The organism is Brevundimonas sp. UBA5866, from assembly GCF_002432125.1.
GTDB lineage: Bacteria > Pseudomonadota > Alphaproteobacteria > Caulobacterales > Caulobacteraceae > Brevundimonas.
In genome coordinates, this window is the sequence record NZ_DJFS01000027.1 from 38,330 (window position 1) to 58,501 (window position 20,172).

Annotated in this window: 15 protein-coding genes; 11 read left to right on the plus strand and 4 right to left on the minus strand. The window is 62.7% G+C overall.

Annotated features, from left to right (window positions below; all coding sequences use genetic code 11):
- Nucleotides 1–156: 156 nt before the first annotated feature.
- The 4 genes from B3H86_RS03135 to B3H86_RS03150 all read left to right on the plus strand — a co-directional run bounded on the left by B3H86_RS03135 (nucleotide 157) and on the right by B3H86_RS03150 (nucleotide 5,553).
- Nucleotides 157–2,307: a catalase gene (locus tag B3H86_RS03135; RefSeq protein ID WP_292051119.1), complete on the plus strand. Its 2,151-nt coding sequence runs from the start codon at nucleotides 157–159 to the stop codon at nucleotides 2,305–2,307.
- 12 nt (nucleotides 2,308–2,319) lie between these two features.
- On the plus strand, nucleotides 2,320–2,958 hold the full coding sequence (locus tag B3H86_RS03140) for a hemerythrin domain-containing protein (protein ID WP_292051120.1): 639 nt from the start codon (nucleotides 2,320–2,322) through the stop codon (nucleotides 2,956–2,958).
- 120 nt (nucleotides 2,959–3,078) lie between these two features.
- Complete coding sequence (locus tag B3H86_RS03145) at nucleotides 3,079–4,017, plus strand: winged helix-turn-helix transcriptional regulator (protein WP_292051121.1); 939 nt, start codon at nucleotides 3,079–3,081, stop codon at nucleotides 4,015–4,017.
- A gap of 60 nt (nucleotides 4,018–4,077) precedes the next feature.
- Complete coding sequence (locus tag B3H86_RS03150; protein ID WP_292051122.1) at nucleotides 4,078–5,553, plus strand: carotenoid oxygenase family protein; 1,476 nt, start codon at nucleotides 4,078–4,080, stop codon at nucleotides 5,551–5,553.
- A gap of 61 nt (nucleotides 5,554–5,614) precedes the next feature.
- Here B3H86_RS03150 and B3H86_RS03155 read toward each other — a convergent pair whose 3' ends face one another.
- The 4 genes from B3H86_RS03155 to B3H86_RS03170 all read right to left on the minus strand — a co-directional run bounded on the left by B3H86_RS03155 (nucleotide 5,615) and on the right by B3H86_RS03170 (nucleotide 12,579).
- On the minus strand, nucleotides 5,615–6,421 hold the full coding sequence (locus B3H86_RS03155) for a DUF1295 domain-containing protein (protein ID WP_292051123.1): 807 nt from the start codon (nucleotides 6,419–6,421) through the stop codon (nucleotides 5,615–5,617).
- A gap of 57 nt (nucleotides 6,422–6,478) precedes the next feature.
- A complete protein-coding gene (locus B3H86_RS03160; protein ID WP_292051125.1) occupies nucleotides 6,479–8,278 on the minus strand; it encodes an AMP-binding protein in 1,800 nt (599 codons plus the stop codon).
- Between the two features lie 134 nt (nucleotides 8,279–8,412).
- A complete protein-coding gene (locus tag B3H86_RS03165; RefSeq protein ID WP_292051126.1) occupies nucleotides 8,413–9,633 on the minus strand; it encodes an acetyl-CoA acetyltransferase in 1,221 nt (406 codons plus the stop codon).
- Nucleotides 9,634–9,771: 138 nt separating this feature from the next.
- Nucleotides 9,772–12,579, minus strand: a complete 2,808-nt coding sequence (locus tag B3H86_RS03170; RefSeq protein ID WP_292051127.1) for a M14 family metallopeptidase — start codon at nucleotides 12,577–12,579, stop codon at nucleotides 9,772–9,774.
- A gap of 270 nt (nucleotides 12,580–12,849) precedes the next feature.
- Between B3H86_RS03170 and B3H86_RS03175 the strand changes: the two genes are divergently transcribed.
- Genes B3H86_RS03175 through B3H86_RS03205 form a run of 7 tightly spaced genes read left to right on the plus strand, consistent with a single transcriptional unit; the run spans nucleotide 12,850 to nucleotide 20,101 of the window.
- Nucleotides 12,850–13,758, plus strand: coding sequence for an ABC transporter permease (locus B3H86_RS03175; protein WP_292051128.1), 909 nt, complete (start codon nucleotides 12,850–12,852; stop codon nucleotides 13,756–13,758).
- A complete protein-coding gene (locus tag B3H86_RS03180; RefSeq protein ID WP_292051129.1) occupies nucleotides 13,755–14,567 on the plus strand; it encodes an ABC transporter permease in 813 nt (270 codons plus the stop codon). The genes B3H86_RS03175 and B3H86_RS03180 overlap by 4 nt, the downstream gene beginning before the upstream one ends.
- Nucleotides 14,564–15,379 (plus strand): ABC transporter ATP-binding protein, encoded by an 816-nt coding sequence (locus tag B3H86_RS03185; protein ID WP_292051130.1) that lies wholly within the window; start codon nucleotides 14,564–14,566, stop codon nucleotides 15,377–15,379. Before B3H86_RS03180 ends, B3H86_RS03185 begins: the two co-directional genes overlap by 4 nt.
- Complete coding sequence (locus tag B3H86_RS03190) at nucleotides 15,376–16,269, plus strand: ABC transporter ATP-binding protein (protein ID WP_292051131.1); 894 nt, start codon at nucleotides 15,376–15,378, stop codon at nucleotides 16,267–16,269. Before B3H86_RS03185 ends, B3H86_RS03190 begins: the two co-directional genes overlap by 4 nt.
- A 1-nt stretch (nucleotide 16,270) precedes the next feature.
- The gene (locus tag B3H86_RS03195) at nucleotides 16,271–17,803 is read left to right on the plus strand and encodes an ABC transporter substrate-binding protein (RefSeq protein WP_292051132.1); all 1,533 of its coding nucleotides are present in this window, start codon (nucleotides 16,271–16,273) and stop codon (nucleotides 17,801–17,803) included.
- 43 nt (nucleotides 17,804–17,846) lie between these two features.
- Nucleotides 17,847–19,295, plus strand: a complete 1,449-nt coding sequence (locus B3H86_RS03200) for an FAD-dependent oxidoreductase (RefSeq protein WP_292051133.1) — start codon at nucleotides 17,847–17,849, stop codon at nucleotides 19,293–19,295.
- Nucleotides 19,292–20,101 carry an alpha/beta fold hydrolase gene (locus tag B3H86_RS03205; RefSeq protein ID WP_292051134.1) on the plus strand — a complete coding sequence of 270 codons (810 nt, stop codon included), beginning with the start codon at nucleotides 19,292–19,294 and terminating at the stop codon, nucleotides 20,099–20,101. Before B3H86_RS03200 ends, B3H86_RS03205 begins: the two co-directional genes overlap by 4 nt.
- Nucleotides 20,102–20,172: the final 71 nt, after the last annotated feature.

Below are 20,172 nucleotides of genomic sequence, written 5' to 3' on the forward strand. Positions count from 1 at the left end.
CCGCATGATTCAGCGAGCAAAAATGTCAGAAACAGCAATTTGCGAATAACTCGCAGAAAACACAGAGGAACCCGTTTTCCAGCGCTGGGTTTTTAAAGCACTCGATGGGCGTTTGCAGACTGCTGCGCCGGTCTAAAGCGGATGGAGATAGCGATAATGAAATCCTCCAAGACTTCCCCCAGTCTGGACAATAGCCTGAACCATCACTCGCCTGGCACAGGCAAGGGCGAGTTCAAGACCGATACCGGCAACGCTGGCGAGACCCAGCAGCACATCAAGAATGATGGCGACCACAAGGATGGCGTGGCGCATTTGACCGACAATTTCGGTCACCGCATCTCCGACAACCAGAACAGCCTTCGCGCAGGTGCCCGCGGCCCGACGCTGCTTGAGGACTTTGTCCTGCGCGAGAAAATTTTCCACTTCGACCACGAACGCATCCCCGAGCGCATCGTCCACGCGCGCGGCTCGGGCGCGCATGGCGTGTTCAAGGTGACCAAGGCCATTCCGGAACTGACCAAAGCCGGTCTGTTTCAAAAGGAAGGCAATGAATGCCCCGTCTTCGTGCGCTTCTCGACCGTCGCGGGCGGCGCGGGATCCATCGACACGCCGCGCGACGTGCGCGGCTTTGCGGTGAAGCTCTACACCGACGAAGGCAACTGGGACCTCGTGGGCAACAACATCCCCGTCTTCTTCATCCAGGACGCGATGAAGTTCCCCGACCTCGTCCATTCGGTGAAGATGGAGGCCGACCGCGGCTATCCGCAGGCCGCCTCGGCGCATGACACCTTCTGGGATTTCGTCTCCCTGATGCCCGAGACCATGCACATGATCATGTGGGCCATGTCGGACCGTGGCATACCGCGCACCCTGCGCCACATCGAGGGTTTCGGCGTCCACACCTTCCGCTTCGTCAATGAAAAGGGCGAAGGCAAGTTCGTGAAATTCCACTGGAAGCCGGTGCTGGGCATTGAAAGCACCACCTGGGACGAAGCGGTCAAGATCGCCGGTGCCGATCCCGACTTCCACCGCCGCGACCTGTTCGAAGCCATCGATGCGGGTGACTTCCCCGAATGGGATTTCGGCATTCAGGTGTTTGACGAGGCATGGGCCGCCAAACAGCCCTATGACGTCCTCGACGCCACCAAGCTGATCCCCGAGGAAGAGATTCCGGTCCAGATCATCGGCCGCATGACGCTGAACCGGAACGTCGACAACTTCTTCGCCGAGACCGAACAGGCTGCCTTCCTGCCCTCCAACATCCTTCCTGGCATCGACTTCACCAACGACCCGCTGCTGCAGGGCCGCCTGTTCTCCTATCTGGACACGCAGAAGTCGCGCCTCGGCACGACCAACTTCCACAAGATCCCGATCAATGCGCCGAAATGCCCGTTCCACAACTTCCAGCGTGACGGGCTGATGCAGACGCTGATCCCCACGGGCCGCGCCAACTATGAGCCGAACAGCCTGAACGAAGCGGGCGAGGACGCAGGTCCCCGCGCCTGCCCCGAAACCGGCTTCACCTCGTTCCGCGAGAACGGCGAGCGCAACGACGGCAGCGAACTGCTGCGCGTGCGTGCGGAAACCTTTGCGGACCACTATTCGCAGGCCCGCCTCTTCTATCGTTCGCAGACCGAGAACGAACAGGCCCACATCCGTGACGCCATTGTCTTCGAGCTGTCGAAGGTAAACCTCGAACACGTCCGCGAGCGTGTGCTGTCGCGCCTGCGTAACATCGACGAAGACATGGCCAAGCGCATCGCTGACGGTCTGGCCATGGACCTGCCCGCCAAGGCCAAGGTCGCCAAGGAGCCGGTGGATATGAAGCCGTCGGACGCCCTGTCGATCCAGAAGCAGGCCAAGAAGACCTTCAAGGGCCGCACCGTTGGCATCCTGTTCGCCGAAGGCTCGGACAAGGCCGGCATCGAGAAGCTGAAGGGCGACATCGAAAAGGCGGGCGGCACCGTCAAACTGGTCGCGCCCAAGGTCGGCGGCATTCCGGTCAAGGGCGGCACGCTGAAAGCCGATGAAAAGCTGGAAGGCGCGCCGTCGGTCGTGTTCGACGCCATCGCCTCGATCATCATGCCGGACGCCGCCGAAAAGCTGACGAAGAACGCCGCCGCCATCCAGTGGTTCGCCGACGCCTATGCCCACTGCAAGACCATCGGCCACTGCAAGGGCACGCAGATCCTGCTCGACAAGGCCAATGTCGAAAAAGACCAAGGCGTGGTGCCGTGGGAGGAAATGGTCGGCGTAGGACCCGTCCGTCACTGGGCGCGCGAGCCCAAAGTCCGCGACCTGCCGTAAGGAGACGCAAACATGGCAACCCAAACCCCAGCGGCAGCCAAGACCAAGGCTGACCAACCGACCAAGAAGGATCCGAAGAAGGCCAAGGCCTCCGCTATTGCAGAGGCCAAATCCTTCGCGCCCGAACTGGCCGTGCGCATCGGCTCGACGCCCAAGACCAAGTTCCGAGGCAATCCCGATGTGTTCGGCCGTCTGGTCGAGGACCACGACAAGCACCGTGCCCTGATCGCCATGATCGAGGAAACCACCAGCAGCAATCCCGAACAGCGCAAGATGCTGTTCGAGGAGTTCGTCAAAGAGGTCCAGTCCCACGCCAATGCCGAGGATCAGGCCCTGTGGTCTACGGTCCTGCGTGATCCGTCCACCACGGACGATGCCCGCCACGCCGTGGCCGAGCACAAGGAGCTGGACAAGCTGATGGCGGACCTTGCCGCGCGCGACTATGCCAACCCGGGCTGGCTCCGCCGCTTTGCCGCGCTGAAGGAGGAATATCTCCACCACGTCGGCGAAGAGGAACAGGAGCAGTTCGTCGCCGCCGAGAAAATCCTCTCGGACAGCGACCTCAAATACATGCGCAAGGTCTTCGAGCGCCGCAAGAAAGCCGAGAAAGCCGCGGCCAAGATCGAAAAGAAGATCAAGCTCAAGTCCTAGCGCCGCCTCTTGCGCAAACCTGTGGCCCCGCCCCTGTGGCGGGGTCTTTTTTTGGCCGCGTACACCGGCCAGCCCGCAATCCTGATTGACACACCCTGCGGGCATGGGGACTGTCCGACCATGAGCGCCACCCTGCCTGATACGACCGCCGACAAGTCACGCTATCTGCCCGCCAACTCTGCGGGCCGCGCCCTGAATGTACTGGGTGATCGCTGGGTGCTGATGATCCTCGGTCAGGCGATTACGGGTGTCTCCCGTTTCGAGGAATTCCAGTCCCGTATCGGTATTGCCCGCAGCCTGCTGACCGAACGGCTGCGCCGGCTGGAAACGGCTGGGGTACTGGCCCGCCACCGCTACAACGCCCGCCCCCCGCGCGATGAGTATCGCCTGACCGAAATGGGACAGGACCTTTTCCGCGCGGCCATGATGATCATCCGCTGGGAACGGAACTGGTATCCCGATGCCAAGGTCAGGGTGTTGAACCTGACCCATACCGACGGCCATGTGCTGGTGCCCCAGTGCCGCTGTGCGCACTGTGACGAGGAAGTCATCGCACGCGAGACCCATTCCATCCCCGGTCCGGGCGCGGGGCTGGAACCGCCACTGAAAGCCCGCGCCCAGCGCCGCTCGGTGGTGGACAATCCCAATACCGCGCACACCATGATCGAGCGCACGATCGATGTGTTGGGTGACCGCTGGATCGCCCATACCATCGCCGCCTCTTTTCTGGGCTGTCGCCGGTTTGGCGAGTTCCAGCAACGGCTGGGCATAGCCACCAATATCCTGTCCGAACGTCTGGCCCGTCTGGTGACGCTGGGCATTCTTGAACAGCGCCCCTATCAGACCCAACCCGTACGCATGGAATACCGGTTGACGCCCAAGGGGCTGGACCTGTTCCCGCTGGTGGTCGAACTGGTCAACTGGGGTGCCCGCTGGCTTTCCGGCCCTGAGGGTCCGCCCGAGATTCTGATGCATAAATGCGGGCAGAAACTGGTGACACGCATTGTCTGCGGCAACTGCAATCAAGACATCGAACGTGGCAGCCTGACCGGCCTCTGACCTTACTTGCATAAACAGACTAACAGTGTTAGCTGATGACCACACCAATGGGGAATGGTCATGAAAGTCACGCGTCTCGAACCCGTTAAAACCACGCTTCAACCCACGAACCACCCGTATATGACGGGCCCGTGGACGCCGCAGTGGGAAGAGGTTACCGCCCTTGATCTGGATGTGATCGAAGGGGCAATCCCCACCGATATCGACGGGGTCTATCTGCGTAATACCGAGAATCCCGTCCACCAGCCGCTGGGCCGCTATCACCCGTTCGACGGTGACGGCATGCTGCACCAGATCAGCATCCAGAACGGCAAGGCCGACTATCGCAACCGCTTTGTCCGCACTCGCGGCTTTGTGGCCGAACAGATCGCCGAGGGTTCGCTGTGGGGCGGCATCCAGGATGGTCCGGGCACGTCCAAGCGCCCCGGCTTCGGCGCGCACGAAAGCCTGAAGGATTCCTCGTCCACCGACGTGGTGATCCACAATGGCAAGGCCATCTCGACCTTCTACCAGTGCGGCGAAGCCTACATGCTGGACCCCGAGACCATGGAACAGCTGGGCACCGCTCCGTGGGTGCCGCTGGACGGCGTATCGGCCCACCCCAAGACCGATGAACGCACCGGCGAGATGCTGTTCTTCAACTATTCAAAGCACGCGCCCTACATGCACTATGGCGTGATCGACAAGGACGGGAAGCAGGTCCACTACACCCCGATCCCCCTGCCCGGTCCGCGCCTGCCGCACGACATGATCTTCTCGGAGAACTATTCGATCCTGAACGACTTCCCGTTGTTCTGGGACGAAGGCCTGCTGGAGAAGGGCTATCACGCGGCCCGCATGCACGACCTGCCGTCGCGCTTTGCCGTCATCCCGCGCTATGGCACCGAAAAGGACATCCGCTGGTTCGAGGCGGACCCGACCTATGTGCTGCACTTCCTCAATGCCTATGAGGAAGGCGACGAGATCGTCATGGACGGCTACTTCCAGGAAGTGCCCATGCCCGAGCCGCTGGAAGGCGCGCCCAAGGGGATGGACCGGATGATGGCCTATCTGGACGAGCACAGCTTCAAGTCCAAACTGCACCGGTGGCGCTTCAACCTGAAGACCGGCGAAACGACCGAGGGCCACCTCGATGACCGCGTGCTGGAGTTCGGCGTCATCAACAACCGCTATGCCGGTCGCAAGAACCGCTATTGCTATTCGACGACGACCAAGCCGGGCTGGTTCCTGTTCAACGGCTTCGTCAAACACGATCTGGAAACCGGCGAAAGCTGGCAGATCACCCTGCCGGACGGTCGCTATGCAAGCGAAAGCCCATTTGTCCCGCGCATAAACGCCAAGGATGAGGATGATGGCTATCTGATCAGCTTCATCATCGACGAGAATGCCGGTACGTCCGAATGCATCCTCGTGGACTGCAAGAAGTTCGAGGAAGGCCCCGTGTGCCGCATTGCCCTGCCGCACAAGATCTCCAGCGGCACCCACGCCTGCTGGGCCGATCGGGCCTATATCCGCGATGGTGTGGTCTCGGCCTGACGGGCTGAACCACACAGGGGCGAACGGGGGCGGCCTTGGAGAAGGCCGCCCCCTTTTCGTATCAGGCTTTCACCTTCTTGGGCGGCAGCGGCACAAAGCCGGATGTGCACGCGATATAGTCGGCATACTCCGGCTTGGTCTTACGCATACGGTATTCCATCGTCGGTGCGCCCGACCACTTCATCAGGGTCCACGTCAGGAAGGCCGGACCAACAATGGCGAACAGGCCTGTCGTGGTTTCCGCCGCGATCAGGAACAGCCCCCACCAGACAAGGCTCTCGCCGAAATAGTTGGGGTGACGGCTATAGCGCCACAGGCCCGACTGCATGACCTTGCCCTTGTTCTCGGGCTTCAGCTTAAACTTGGCCAGCTGCCCATCGGCGATGATCTCGAAGATCAGGCCAAAGACCGCGATGGCAACGCCGATCCAGCCAATTACACCCACATCCGGTGTGCGGTCGATCTGGCCCAGTTGGACCGGAAGCGACATCAGGAACTGTAGCGGTGCCTGCGTCACGCAGATGGACACCAGGGTGAAGAAGCCAAAGCTCCAACCCTTGGTTTCCTTCACCTTTTCATACAGTCGCTCATAGCGGCGGTCGGCACCATGCACCCGCCAGCGCCAGATCATATAGCCGAACAGGCGCACGCCCCATGCCGCGCATATCCCCGTCAGCAGGGCATTGCGCAACAGCGGCCCATCCGACTGGATAAAGGTGGAAATCGCCAGCACCACCGTGCCCAGTCCCCAATAGGCGTCAACAATGGTCGGGTCTTTCAACTTCAACGAAACGGCCCAGACCAGCGCGAAACCCGCCGCCGCTACGCCGACATTGATCAGAAGTATCCTCAGAACTTCAGGCAGCATCACTCCCCCTTGGCCGTGTCACGGCCAGACATGTTTGACAGTTTTCGGATAAGGCCTTCAGGCCTCCAGAATATAGACGCCCTCGTCCGGTTGCTCGGCGAACAGGCGCTCGACCAGATCGGGACGGTTATCCATCACGGCGCGGCGGTTGACCGTGCCCTTGTCCGACAGCTCGTGCGCGTTCGGATTGGGTGGCGCGGACGGGAACAGCACGCGCCGGATACGGTTGCCCGCCGACTGGGTCGCGTTGAACTGTTTCAGCCGTTCGACAATCTCGGCCTCGGCGTTCGGGGCCTTGGTCCAGATCATCGCCGTCAGATAGGGCCGGTTCTCGTCACACAGCACCAGATCCAGCGCCAGCGGGTCGAGTATGCGGATGATCTGCTCGCGCATGTGACCGCCATAGACCCACGCCCCGCTCAACAGCTTGAACTCCTCGGCGGCGCGGCCCGCAAAGGCCAGCCCAAGGTCCGGCCTTTCCGGATCATGGAAGACGCAAAGATCGCCAGAGCGGTAATAGCCTTCCTCGTCAAAGGCTTCGGCGGTTTTTTGGGGCTCGTCCAGATAGCCGAGCGCGAGGCTCTTGCCCTTTGCGCGCAGCTCATAGCGGTCGCCCTGTGGCACCAGCTTGATCGTCACCCCCGGCACCGGCAGGCCCAAGCCCACCTTGTCCGTCTCATAGTGGGTGACGGTGATGGCCGATCCCGTTTCGGTGGACCCATAGCCACTGGTCAGCATGACACGGTGGCCGCAAGCCTCAACCGCACAGGCCTGAAGGCGATCGAACACAGCCTGGGACAGCCCCGCACCGCCGAACAGCATCATCTTCATGCGCGAGAAGAAGTTCCTCCGCATCTCCGGATGGGTTTCCAGTGCATCGGCCAGCATGACGTAACCCAGCGGCACATTGTTGTAATAGCCGACGCTGATCTCGGTCAGGTTGCGGATCGAGGTATCGAACAGGCCGGGCATGGGTTTGCCGTCATCGATGTAGAAGGTCCCGCCCTCCATCAGGGTGGTCCGCATCACATAGGCCCCCGCCGCGTGGTGCCACGGCAGCCAGTCCAGCATGACCTCGTTCCAGCCCGCCACCTTGCCGACCGTCTGCTTGCACTCGGCGGTATTGGCCGCCAGCGCACCCAGCGTCAGCACCGTCAGCTTGGGCAATCCGGTCGAGCCGGAGGTCAGCATATAGGCCGCCACCCCGTCTTCCTTCAGCCCTTCAATGGAAGCCTCGACGGCAGGCGTAGGTTCAGTAGCCACCACATCGGCCAGCAACAGCGCGCCCTCGAACGGCTCTCCGCAGATCAGCACCGCATCACCGATATCCACCGAGGCAATTGCCGCGGCGATGCCTGCGGTTTCTGCTACGATGACGGACGGTTTGGCCTTGCCGATCACATGGCGCAGGCGGCCCAGATCGCCGCCCAGCGCCACCATCATCGGGCTGGCCGGACAGACCGCCCGCCCCGACGCCCACCCGCCGTAGGTCACGGTCGAGAACAACGGCGAGTTGGACGACACCAGAAACACCGTGCCATCGCCGCCCTGATCCAACAGCCACTGGGTAAAGCCGTCGCAGTCGCGCTTCAGCTGTCGATAGCTTGTCGCCTGCCAGTCGCCGCCCCCCGCCGCGCGGCGCATCAGGGCCGGTTTGTCGCCCTGCTGTTCAGCCATGCGGGCGAACAGGCGCGGCATGTTGAAGTCATAGGGCGCAACCGGAATGCGCGACTTCAGATAGATGGTGCCATCGGCTTCCTTGCGGACATCCAGATCGACCGGCAGCAGCGCGGCATCACGCAGCGGTGCCTTGGCGATGTCTTCGGCGGTCAGCCCCAGAGGAGAAACGACGCCCATCACGCGCCCTCCCCGTTTGTCTCAAAGCCCGCGACGACCCTTGAAATCGTTCTCATTCTTTCCTCCCCGCCCTGCACCACTTCGTTAAGCGAGCGATGTCAGGTTCACTTTTGAAACGCCCCTTCTGTGGGACTTCAGGTTCCGACGACGAAGCTGACCGTGGTGGTGGTAGAGCCGCCGATGTTCAGGGTCTGGACGTTCTTCGCACCCTCGACCTGATAGTCTCCGGCAGTGCCCGCCACCTGTTTGGCGGCATCCAGAACCATACGCACGCCCGTCGCCCCGACCGGATGGCCAAGGCCGATCAATCCCCCCGAAGGGTTGAACGGCAGTGCCCCGTCAAAGGCGACCGTGCCGTCTTCAATCGCCTTCCATGCCTCGCCCGCCTTGGTCAGACCAAGATGCTCGATGGCCATGTATTCGGTGGTGGTGAAGCAGTCGTGGGTTTCGACCGCGTCGATGTCCCACACATCGTTCAGGCCTGCGCGGCGACGGGCATCCTCGCCCGCCTTCTTAACGTGCGGGAAGATCCAGCCCTCTTCATCCTGAACTTCCAGCTTGGAGCGAAGGCTCATCGGCGCGCCCGTATGGCCCCAGCCCTTGATGCGCGGCAGGTCTTCAAGGCGCAGCCCGTGCTTGCGGGCATATTCGGCGGCCTTGCGCTCCGAGGCGAGGAAGACCACAGCTGCGCCGTCCGTCACCTGACCGCAGTCCTGACGGCGGATATTGCCCTCGATGACAGGATTGGCTTCATCGTCATCGGTGAAGCTGGCATCCGTAAAGGCCCAGCCGCGCGTCTGGGCGTTGGGGTTGCGCTTGGCATTGCCGAAATTGATGCGCGCTATCTCGGCCAGATGCTCGCGTTTGATGCCGAACCGTTCCTGATAGACGTCGCCTATGTCGGAGAAGGCACGCGGCCACAGATAGATGGCATCCTGAAACTCGTGCCCGTGCCAAGCCGCCGCGCCCAGATTATCCGCTGCGACCTTGCCCGGGACATTGCGCATCACCTCCAGCCCCAGCACACAGGCGCTCTCGTAGCGGCCCGCTTCGATGTCGGCCATCGCCGCCATGATCGCCAGCGAACCCGAAGCGCAGGCCGCCTCGTGCCGGGCGGTCGGCATACCGTCGAACCGCCTGTCGGACTGGGCGAAAAAGCCGCCCAACATTCCCTGTCCGCAGAACAGTTCGCCGACGAAATTGCCGACGTGGCCGACCTCTATTTCGGTCGGATCCAGCTTGGTGGCGTCCAGTCCGTGGTTCAGTGCCTCGGCAAAGCCGTCGGCGATCTCAAGCCCTTCGCGGGCCCAGTTGCGCGAGAAGTCACTCTGCCAACCACCGAGAATATAGACCACGTCACACCTCCCTGACCGGATCGGGAAGAGACTGCGATAGTCAGTCTTATAACGCAAGCTAGTATTTTGAACTTGTCTCCATGAAAAAAGGGGCCGCTTTCGCGACCCCTTTTGTTTGATGTGGGTACCGTTGCGCCGTTAGCGGTTGGCGCTGGCCGGACCGTACAGCAGACCGTTGAAGAACAGGCGGAAGGTGCCGTGCGGCTGGGCGCGCTGGATGACCTCCGCGCCATAGGCGAACAGCTTGCCCTCGCCCAGATCGGCTTCGACCACGGCGCTGGTGTCCTTCAGGATTTCCTGATTGTGGGCCCAGCCGCTACGCAGCGGTGCATCGCTGTCGAAGCGGACCACCGTGCGCGCGCCCTCGCCCGTCACGCGGAAGGTCTGGCCGTTGTTGAAGAAGACATCGGCCCGTTCCGGCATGCCATAGGCCAGAGGGCTGACAGCCTCGACCTTGGCCGACAGGATCGACCCCGGCAGGAAGAACTCGGTGTTCGGCAGCGGACGCACGCGCTCGCCCTCGGTCTTGACCAGAGCCGGCTCGATCGGCGCGCCCAGCAGGTGTGCCAGACGGTTGGAGTTGCCGATGGTCACCACCGTACCACCCTTGCGGGCGAACTCGGCGATACGCGGTACGGTCGTTTCCGCCGTCACCTCGCCCAGCCAGCCGCGCATTTCGGCGGGGATGGTCTCGGGCTTGGGCTGCGGCCAGGCCGTGGTCTGGCGATAGGCCGGATGGTCCAGCGCCGGCGCGACGGTGTCAGTGAAGACCAGCACGTCGTATTTGGCGTTCAGGTCCTCGGTATCCAGCGCCTGCGGATAGACGACCTCGAACGGGAACTCGTAGCGTTCCAGCAGGAAGCGGGTCCAACCCGACGACATCACACCGCCGTAACGGTCCACCAGACCGACACGGACAGGCTTCAGCGCCATGCCCTCACCGGCCGGACGGCGCGACACGGCATGGGCGTCGATGCCCAGCGGGCCGACCGCCTCGCGGATGATAGCCGCGGCCTGCTCCGATGCAGGAACCCAGATCGCGCCTGCGCCCAGCGTCTCGCCATTGGCACGGACCGACTGTTCGATCCATTCCGGCTGGATGCCCGCCGCCAGCAGGCGGTTGGTCAGGATGAAGCTGTTGTTCTCTTCATGGCCGATCACAAAGCCTGCACGGCCATTGCCGATCACACGGCCCGGTGGCGGGGCCAGAACGTCCTCGGCCTTGACGGTCGGCGCTTCAAAGCCATCCTGGATGCGGTCGAAGTTCACACCCATCTGGAAGGCCAGCGTATAGCCCGCCACGTCATACGGCAGCTTGGGCGGCCCGCCCGGATATTCGGTGTTGTGGGGGTGATCCTGCGGCTCGAACATGTCCAGTACGTGCGGACGATAGGCCTGCGCCGTCTTCACCACATAGCTGCCCGCCGGATAGCGGGTGCCGTTCACGGTGAACGGACGCTCGGCCACCTCCACGTCCACGCCGTTCTTGATCAACGTGTTCAGGAAGGCCACCGTCGTCGGCAGGTCGCGCTGGGTCTGCGGGTTGATGATATAGCCGCGCGGCATACGGTTTTCCGCCGTGCGGACCACCGTATCCATCAGCGAGGGATCGACCGCGCGGGCATTGTTGCCCGCCGCCTTCAGGGCCTCGACCAGCGTCGGCGTCATCTGCCACGTATCGGTCGAGCCGCGCTCGATGGCGTTCTGGCCCATGCGCCAGATGTTGAACAGCAGGCGTTCCTTGTTGCGCGACGCATAGTCGATGATCGCGCGGTTCATGCTCCACTGGTAGTCGATGCTGTCACGCAGGTGCCAGCGGCGCGGCACCATCGGCAGCGGAATATCGTTGCGCGCCAGTTGCACGTCGGGGATCAGGGCGATGTCTTCCGGCGTCGGCCCGCCGATCAGCTCGGTCAGGATGCCGATGGCGTTGTGATAATAGGGCGTGGAGCGGACCATACCGTTGTGCCACGTCGAATAGGCCCCGACCGAGTTCGAGCCGGAACCGCCCTTGCCCTCGGCCACCAGACGGCTGTGCATGGTGGTGCCCAGCTCGCTGGTCATGTTCATGACCAGACCGTCGAGGTTGTAGTTGTACGGATCGCGGAAGGGCGGGATGTACACCACCATGCCGCGCGGGCCGGTCTGGTGCTGGTTGTAGACGATCTGCGGGAACCACTCGCGGTAATGGACGCGGGCGATGTTCGCCGTCTCGGCCTGCGAGACCATGTAGGAATCGCGGTTGTTATCGTGGCCGGTGTACTTCTGGTACAGCACCGGAATGTCGCGGAACGAGCGTTCCTGCGGGTCCTCCTTGCGCATGTACCAGTCGGCCACCAGTTGCAGGCCATCAGGGTTGGCATGGCCGAACAGCAGGATGGTGTCGTCCAGCGTCCGCAGCGTCTCGGCATCCTGTCCCGTCAGCAGGCGGTAAAGGACGTGGATCTGGCCTTGGGTGGTCACCGTCTCGGTGGCGTGCAGACCGGCGTCGATCCAAACCACGGCCTTGCCGTCGGCGGCCAGCTGGCGGGCCTCTTCCTCGCTCACACCCTCGGCCTTGGCCAGACGGCGGGCGATATCCTTGTAGCGGTCCAGATTGGCGAGGTTTTCCGGCGTGGAGACAATGGCCATCCACTGGGTCCGCCCCTCCTCCGTCGTGCCGAAGCTTTCCAGCTTCATCCGGTCGGACTGCTGCGCCAGCAGCTTCAGATAGGCTTCGTACTGGTCGTGGTTGGCCAGATAAAAGTCCGTGCCCGGCTCCTGCGGGAAAAACTGGACCGGCGCGGTCACGCCTGCCACAGCGGGGCTAAGCGGACCGGCTACAGGCGATGACGCTTCCGCAGCCACCTCTGCCACGGCCACCTGAGGCACAAAGAGGGGTGCCGTCAGGCAGGTCCCGGCGAGAAGCAGGGCCGTCAGGCCCGCAGATGGTTTGATGCGCTTCATTTTCCCCTCACACGCTTCACTGAGCCAACCCTTGGTATTCAATAGCGACGGTGAAGAGAACCCTTTTTTATCCCGCGATTTTAGAGGGAAAAGCGCATGTTGTATTTATTTGAATACGTGCTAGCACTACCCTACCAAGGTTGGTCGAGGTAGGTTCTGCGAACGCCAAGCTTAGTGGGGGAGCAATGAGCAACAGATTCGGGCGGGCAAGCGCCAGATTTCCGGACAAGGGCATCTGACCCGGTGGCCCTTCGCAAACTTTTTGCCGGAATGCGCGATTTTGCGTTCGTACTGGCTGCTACAGTCACCGTTCTGTTCTTCCTGCTTCGCCTGACCGGCGACCCCGCTGTCGTACTGGCGGGTGAAGGCGCCACCGCCGACCAGATCGAAGCCATTCGCGTCGATAACGGCTTTGATAAGCCCTTGCCCATCCAATATCTGGGCACGGTCGCACGTCTGGCCCAGGGGGATTTCGGCAAGTCGCTGCTGGACGGCACCCCCGCAATGGAAAAAGTACTGGCCGCCCTGCCCGCTACCCTGATGCTGGCGGCAATGGCCATTACGCTGAACCTGATCGTGTCACTGCCTCTGGGGGCATGGCTGGGCCAAAGCCAGACATCGAAATCACGCAAGGCTGTGCGCGCCTTCCTGTCGGTGCTTCAGGGCTTTCCGGGCTTTGTTATCGCCCTGCTGCTGATCAATCTGTTTGCCGCCAGTCTCGAATGGTTGCCGTCTATCGGCTTTTCGGGGCCGGCAACGTGGATTCTGCCCGTCGTGTCGGTGGTCTGCTTCCTTGCGCCCAAACTGATCCGCGTGGTCGAGGCCAATACCTGGGCCGCTCTGAACGCCAATTTCGTTCGCACCGCCCGCTCGATCGGCGCATCCGATAGCGTGATCCTGTGGCGTCATGTCCTGCCCAACTCGCTGCTCGGGGCTGTGGCCCTGATCGGTGCCGAGATCGCCTTCATGCTGACCGGCCTGGTGGTCATCGAGACGATTTTCGCCTGGCCCGGTATCGGCTGGTTGCTGGTGCAATCCACGCTGAACCTCGACTTCCCTGTGGTTCAGGCCGTGGTGATCGTGATGGTGGTGTCGGTCTTCCTCAGCAATGCCCTAACCGAAGCGGTGCAGGTGATGCTGGACCCCCGCATCCGTGTCGGCGCGAGGGCAGACAAATGAGCCCCGCAAAGATCATCCGCTCGCCGCTGCTGCCGCTTGGTATTGTCGGCCTTGTCTGCGCGCTCAGCATACTGCTCGGCGATATGCTTTCAGGGCACGACCATCGGGCCATCGACCTGACTGCCCGCCTGTTGCCGCCTCTGTCGCCCGGCCATCTTCTGGGCACCGACGAACTGGGACGTGACCAGTTGGCCCGTCTGCTGACCGGCCTGCGCTGGTCTGTCGGGGCGGCATTCTGCGCCACGGTCATCGCCTTCTGCATCGGTTCGACCTTCGGGATCCTGGCCGCGCACAAGGGCGGTCTGCTGGGATCGGCCCTGCGCCTGCTGACCACCTTCACCCAGTCCTTCCCCTCCTTCGTCATGGCCGTGACCGTCATCGCAATCCTGGGCGACAGCGGCTTTGTGGCCCTGACCCTAACCTTGGGTCTTGTGACGTGGCCGGTCTTCTCGCGCGTCGTCTATGCCGAGGCCCGCAGCCTGTTCCAGCGCGAATATGTCCAGGCCGCGGAAATGACCGGCATGTCCAAGATGCGCCTGTATCTGCATCATGTTCTGCCCGCGCTCATTCCCACTCTGTCGGTGCTGGTGGTCTTCCACTTTGCCGAAATGATCGTGGCCGAAGGCGCGCTGTCCTTCCTCGGCATCGGTGCGCCGCTGGGTGCTGCGACATGGGGGGCCATGCTCAGCGAAGGCCGTGGCTACATGCTCGAAGCGCCGTGGCTGACCCTCGCTCCCGCTCTGGCAATGGTCATCATCATCGTATCCGCCCACCGTCTGGGCCAGTATCTGCGGAACATCACCCGATGAGCGCCGTCACCCATTCCGATATCGCGCTCGACGTCAAAGGCCTGCGGCTGGAAGCCGTCGACGGTGGCCGCGTTCTGGTGCCTTCTCTGGATCTGCAGATCCGCCGTGGCGAGATACTGGGCCTTGTGGGCGAGTCCGGCTCGGGCAAGACCCTGACCTGTTTCGGTATCGCAGGACTGCTGCCGTCCGGCGTGCGCATGACATCAGGCGAGATCGTCCTCGACGGCCAGCGCATCGACAACCGCTCCGAAAAGGAATGGCGCTCCATCCGTGGCGGCCAGATCGGCATGATCTTCCAGGACCCGCTGTCGTCGTTCAATCCGGTCAAGACCATCGGCGCGATCCTGATTGAATCGGCCCGTCGCCATCAGAACCTGTCAAAAGCCGATGCCCGCGCCCTTGCTATTGATATTCTGAAGTCGATGCACCTGCCGGGCAGCAATGCCTGTGTGGATGCCTATCCGCACCAGCTTTCCGGTGGCCAGCGACAGCGCGCAATGATCGGTCTGGCAATGATCAACAACCCTGCCCTGCTGCTGGCGGACGAGCCGACCACGGCGCTGGATCCGACCGTTCAACTGCAGATCCTCGCCCTGATGCGCCGCAAGGTGTCGAACAGCGCAGGTCTGATGGTCACCCACGACATTGCCGCCGCCGCCGCCATCTGCGACCGGCTGGCCGTGATGCTGGAAGGCCGGATCATCGAGGAAGGCCCGACGCGCGCCATACTGTCGGCCCCGCAGCACGACTTTACCCGCCAGCTTCTGGCCGCCGCCCCTATCGGCACAGTGAAACGCGGAGACGACCGATGAGCCTGCTCCAAATCCGTGACATCAGCGTTTCCTACGGCGACGGCCCGTCAAGAAAGACGGTGCTGGCCGATGCCTCTTTGACACTCGAAGCCGGACAGGTTGCCGCCATCGTGGGCGAGTCCGGTTCTGGCAAGTCCAGTCTGGTGCGTGCAGTTGCCGGTCTGGTCGATCCGGCGGCGGGTGAAATCCTGCTGAACGGGCAAAAGCTGCTGCCGCTGCGCAAACGCGACAAGGCGACCCTGCACGCCATCCAGATGGTGTTTCAGGACCCGGGTGCCAGTTTGAACCCGCGCCACACCGCGGGACAGATTCTGGACGAGGCCCTGCTGGTCAAGGGCGGTCGAACCGCCGCCCAGCGAAAGAGCCGCACGGCAGAACTTCTGGCACTGGTGCATCTGGACGAACGCCTTGCCGGTCTTCGGCCCGCCGCCCTTTCGGGTGGACAGAAGCAGCGCCTCGCCATTGCCCGCGCCCTGGCGATGGAGCCGCAGATCCTGATCGCCGACGAGGCGCTGTCGGCGCTCGACTTTGCCAATCAGGACAAGATTTCCACCCTGCTGCAATCGCTGACGCAGGAACTGGGTCTGGCCATGCTGTTCGTATCGCACGACATGCGCAGCGTGCGCCGCATGGCCGATCAGGTGTGTGTCATCCAGAACGGCCGGATCATCGAACAGGGGCCGGTCGCACAGGTGCTGTACCATCCGAGCACGGCCTATACCCAGTTGTTGCTGGCTGCGGCACTCAACCCCACGGCCGCCTTGGCCGATCCACGCCTGTCCGCCCTGCTGGAAGACGGCGCGGCGATCGATGACGGCGTTCTGGCCGGGGTGATGGAGATTATCCGCAGCGATGCCCGAATGCCCCCTTCAGGTGAGGGGATGGCCTGAGATGAAGATGACTTCGTTCAAATCCCTGTTGGCCGGTATGGCCTGTGCGACTGCGCTGGGTGTCGCCGCCTGCGGCCCCACGGCCCCGCAGAATGACCAGGTGTTGCGCGTGGCAGCGGGCTCCCTGCCCTCCAGTCTCGGCAACCCTTTCCGTGGCAACAGCCGCCCCGGTTCGCTGATCTGGCTGGCCATCTATGACGGGCTGACAGCCATCGACGACGACGGCCAACTGAAACCCGGCCTCGCGACGGAATGGACACTGGTCGAGCCGACCGTCTGGCGTTTCAGAATCCGCGAGGGTGTCCGCTATTCCAACGGCCGCGTCTTCGATGCTGCGGCGGCCAAGGGCGTGTTTGACTATCTGGCCTCCGAGGAGGGCAAGCGCACCCTGATCGGTGCCGAGAACCGCGGCATTGCCTCGACCCGTGTGGTCGGCCCGCTGGAACTGGAAATCGTCACAGCCCGGCCCGATCCGGTGCTGCCGCGTCGTCTGGCCGCTGTGATGATGGTCGATGCCGAGGCGGTCAGGTCGATGGGCATGGATGCCTTTGCCCGCCAGCCTGTCGGCACCGGCGCTTTCACCATGACAGGCTGGGATCAACGCTCTCGCCAGCTGACGCTGGTTCGAAACGACAGGTCCTGGCGTCGGTCCAATATCGAGGGCGTGGTGTTCTACGAACTGCCCAGCGCGGCAGGACGCACCCAGTCGTTGCTGTCGGGTGATATCGACTTCTCACTGGTCGATCTGGAAGAGTTGGAACGCCTGCACCGCAAGGGCTACCACGTCCTGTCGTCACCCTCCGCACAGGTCAAAGCCTACAGCTTCCGCAATGTGGGCGGTGCCGAGGACAGCCCGCTCAAAGATGTCCGTGTCCGTCAGGCCCTGAACTATGCCGTAGACAAGGACGCGATCGTCGCCCTGATGCCGGAAGGTGCCAAGGCTTCGGGCCAGCCCGCCGCCGAAGGCGTGTTCGGCTATGATCCGACCATCAGCCCCTATCCCTACGATCCGGCCAAGGCGAAACGGCTGTTGGCCGAGGCAGGCTATCCGGACGGGTTCGACCTGACGATGGAAGTCATGGTGGACGCCGCGCCGGGCGATGACTTGATCTCGCAGGCGGTCGCCGAATATTGGCGCAGCGTGGGCGTGAACACCAAGCTGAAGGTCATGACCATGCCCGACTTTTTGGCCAAATATCAGGCCAATAGCTGGGCGGGCGAGGCACTGGCCCTGTCTTGGAACAGCTTCCAGTACTACGACACGACCCGCGCGATGGAGGACTTCTCCTGCGGGCGCCGTGTGCCCTTCTTCTGTGATGAAGCCATCACCGCCGAACTGGATAAGGCCCGCCAGATCATGGACACCGACCAACGGCTGGTCGCCTATCAAAAGCTGGGCCGGATGTACCATGAGGCTGCGCCCTCGGTGTTCCTGCTCGAGCACCGCGACCTGTTCGCCTACAGCCCGCGCGTCGGCAATGTGAAAATCCGCCACCGCGTCCCCGTCTATGAAGAGATGACGCTGGCCCGCTAAGGCCCATCATTCCGCATTCCTTCGTGTACCGCCGAGCCGCCTGATGACCGATACGACCGCTTCCTCCGACGTTTGGGACCTGATCATTATCGGAGGCGGCACGGCGGGCCTGTCCACCGCCATCTTTGCCAGCGCACGTGCCCCCAGGGTCCTGTTGCTGGACACGGCAGAGGCTCTGGGCGGCACTCTTTGGGTCGCCAACGGCCAGCTCAGCGCCGCAGGCACCCGCCTGCAAAAAGAACGCGGCATCGAGGACAGCCCGCAGGACCATTTCGACGACATCATGCGCCTCAGCCGTGGCACGGTGAACGAGGAGTTGGTGCGTCTGGCCGTGTGGAATGCCGCCGATACCTTCGACTGGCTGATGGATCAGGGCTTTGACGTCGATCCGGCCTGTCCGGTGGATGGCGTGGGACACGAACCCTATAGCCGCGCCCGCTATTATTGGGGCCTGCAAGGCGGCGCATCGGTGCGAAAGGTGCTGGTCGGTGCCGTGGAAAAAGCGGTGTCGGAAGGTCGCCTGCAAGTGCGTCTACAGCATCGCGCGACGCGTCTGCTCACCGATGACACGGGCGCAGTCATCGGTGTCGAGGCGACCGATGCCCGGGGCACTATCCACTGCTTCAGGTCGCTCAACACCGTGCTGGCGTGCGGCGGCTATACCGCCAATCCCGAGATGTACGCGGCCCTGAACGGCCGCCCCCTCTATACCAACCTGCCCTACCGCCATTCACAGGGCGACGGCTATACGCTGGGCCAATCGGTCGGCGGCGTGTTGCGTGGACAGGAGAACTTCTTCTGCAATTTCGGCTTCCTGCTGGACGGCGAACAGCCCAAGCCGGGCATGGTCGGGCGGCTGAACACCTATCCGCAAAAGCGGTTGCCGTGGGAAATCTATGTGAATGTCCACGGAAACCGCTTCGTCCGCGAGGATATGGAATCGGTCGATGCCCGCGAAAACGCCCTGCTGGAACAGCCGGACCAGAGATATTGGGCCATCTTCGACCAGACCATTCTGGAAACGGCACCGCCGCTGGTCGCGGGTTTCGACAATGAAGGCTTCGCTGCCCTGTTCGAGCAGGGACGCCCCTTCTTCTACAAGGCCGACACGCTGGAAGAACTCGCCCAGAAGGCTGGCGTCGGTACCGACGGCCTGCTCAGCGCGGTTCGCGGCTATAATTTCGGCGTCGCTTCCGGCAACGACTTCTTCGGGCGCAGACATCTGCCTGCCCCCATCGCCAATGGGCCATTCTATGCCATTCGTGTCCAAGGCGCGGCCGTATCAAGCGCAGTGGGCCTGTCAGTAGACAACAAGCTGCGTGTCATCCGCGCCGGTGGACAACCCGTCAGCGGTCTTTGGGCTGCCGGAGAGATCATCGGCGCCAGCCAGACAATGGGCCGTGCCGTCTGCGGCGGCATGATGGCAACACCGGCGCTGACGTTCGGGCGTCTGCTGGGTCAGAAACTGATCGCGTTGGGCGATCCGCAATGACCACGCCCCTGGTCTGCGGACGCCGCACCTATGTGAACGGCCTGTGGGGTCAGGTCCACATCAGGGAATGGGGTGAAGGGCCGCCGCTGGTCCTGCTGCACCAGACGCCGTGGAACGGCATCCAGTTCCACAAACTGGCCCCGCTGCTGGCCGCGGCAGGCTGGCGTGTCATCGCCCCCGACACACCGGGTTACGGCCTGTCCGAACCGTCCCCCTCTCCTCCGGATATCGAAGACTATGCCGCCAATCTGGAAGTCACGCTGCACGCACTGGGCATAGACAGGGCGATCATCGGCGGCCATCACACCGGAGCCCTGATCGCCTCGGCCTTTGCCGCCCTCAGTCCGGCTATGGTGCGGGGGCTGGTTCTGCACAATCCGCCCCTCTATTCCGCCAGCGAACGCGAACAGCGACAGTCCATGCCGCACCGCGCCTTCGCTCCGGTCGAGGGCGGCAGCCACTTTGTCGATCGCTGGGCCTTTATGCGCGATTTTGCCGATCCGAACCTGTCGGTCGAGAACCTGCATCTGGCGAACCTGGCCTATTATTTGAACGATATTCGCGCCGATCACGGGCATTCGGCGGCCTATCGCTTCGATCTGGCGGCGCTGCTGCCGCTGGTTTCGGCTCCTGCGCTATTGCTTTCGAGTCGGCTTGATCCTGTCTCCGGTCACGCCGAGAGGTTCCAGAACCTGCATCCGCACTGGAATCTGGTCCATCTGGACGGTGGCTCCGCAAATATTCTGGAGCAGCCTGAAATCTGGTCAGAGGTATGCCTTTCCTACCTCAAAACCCTTCCAGCTTAGGCATTACGGCTCTTAAACGCCCTTAAGGTATTGAATTGCAGTCCTCATCTCATCATTCCCTTTGATTACAA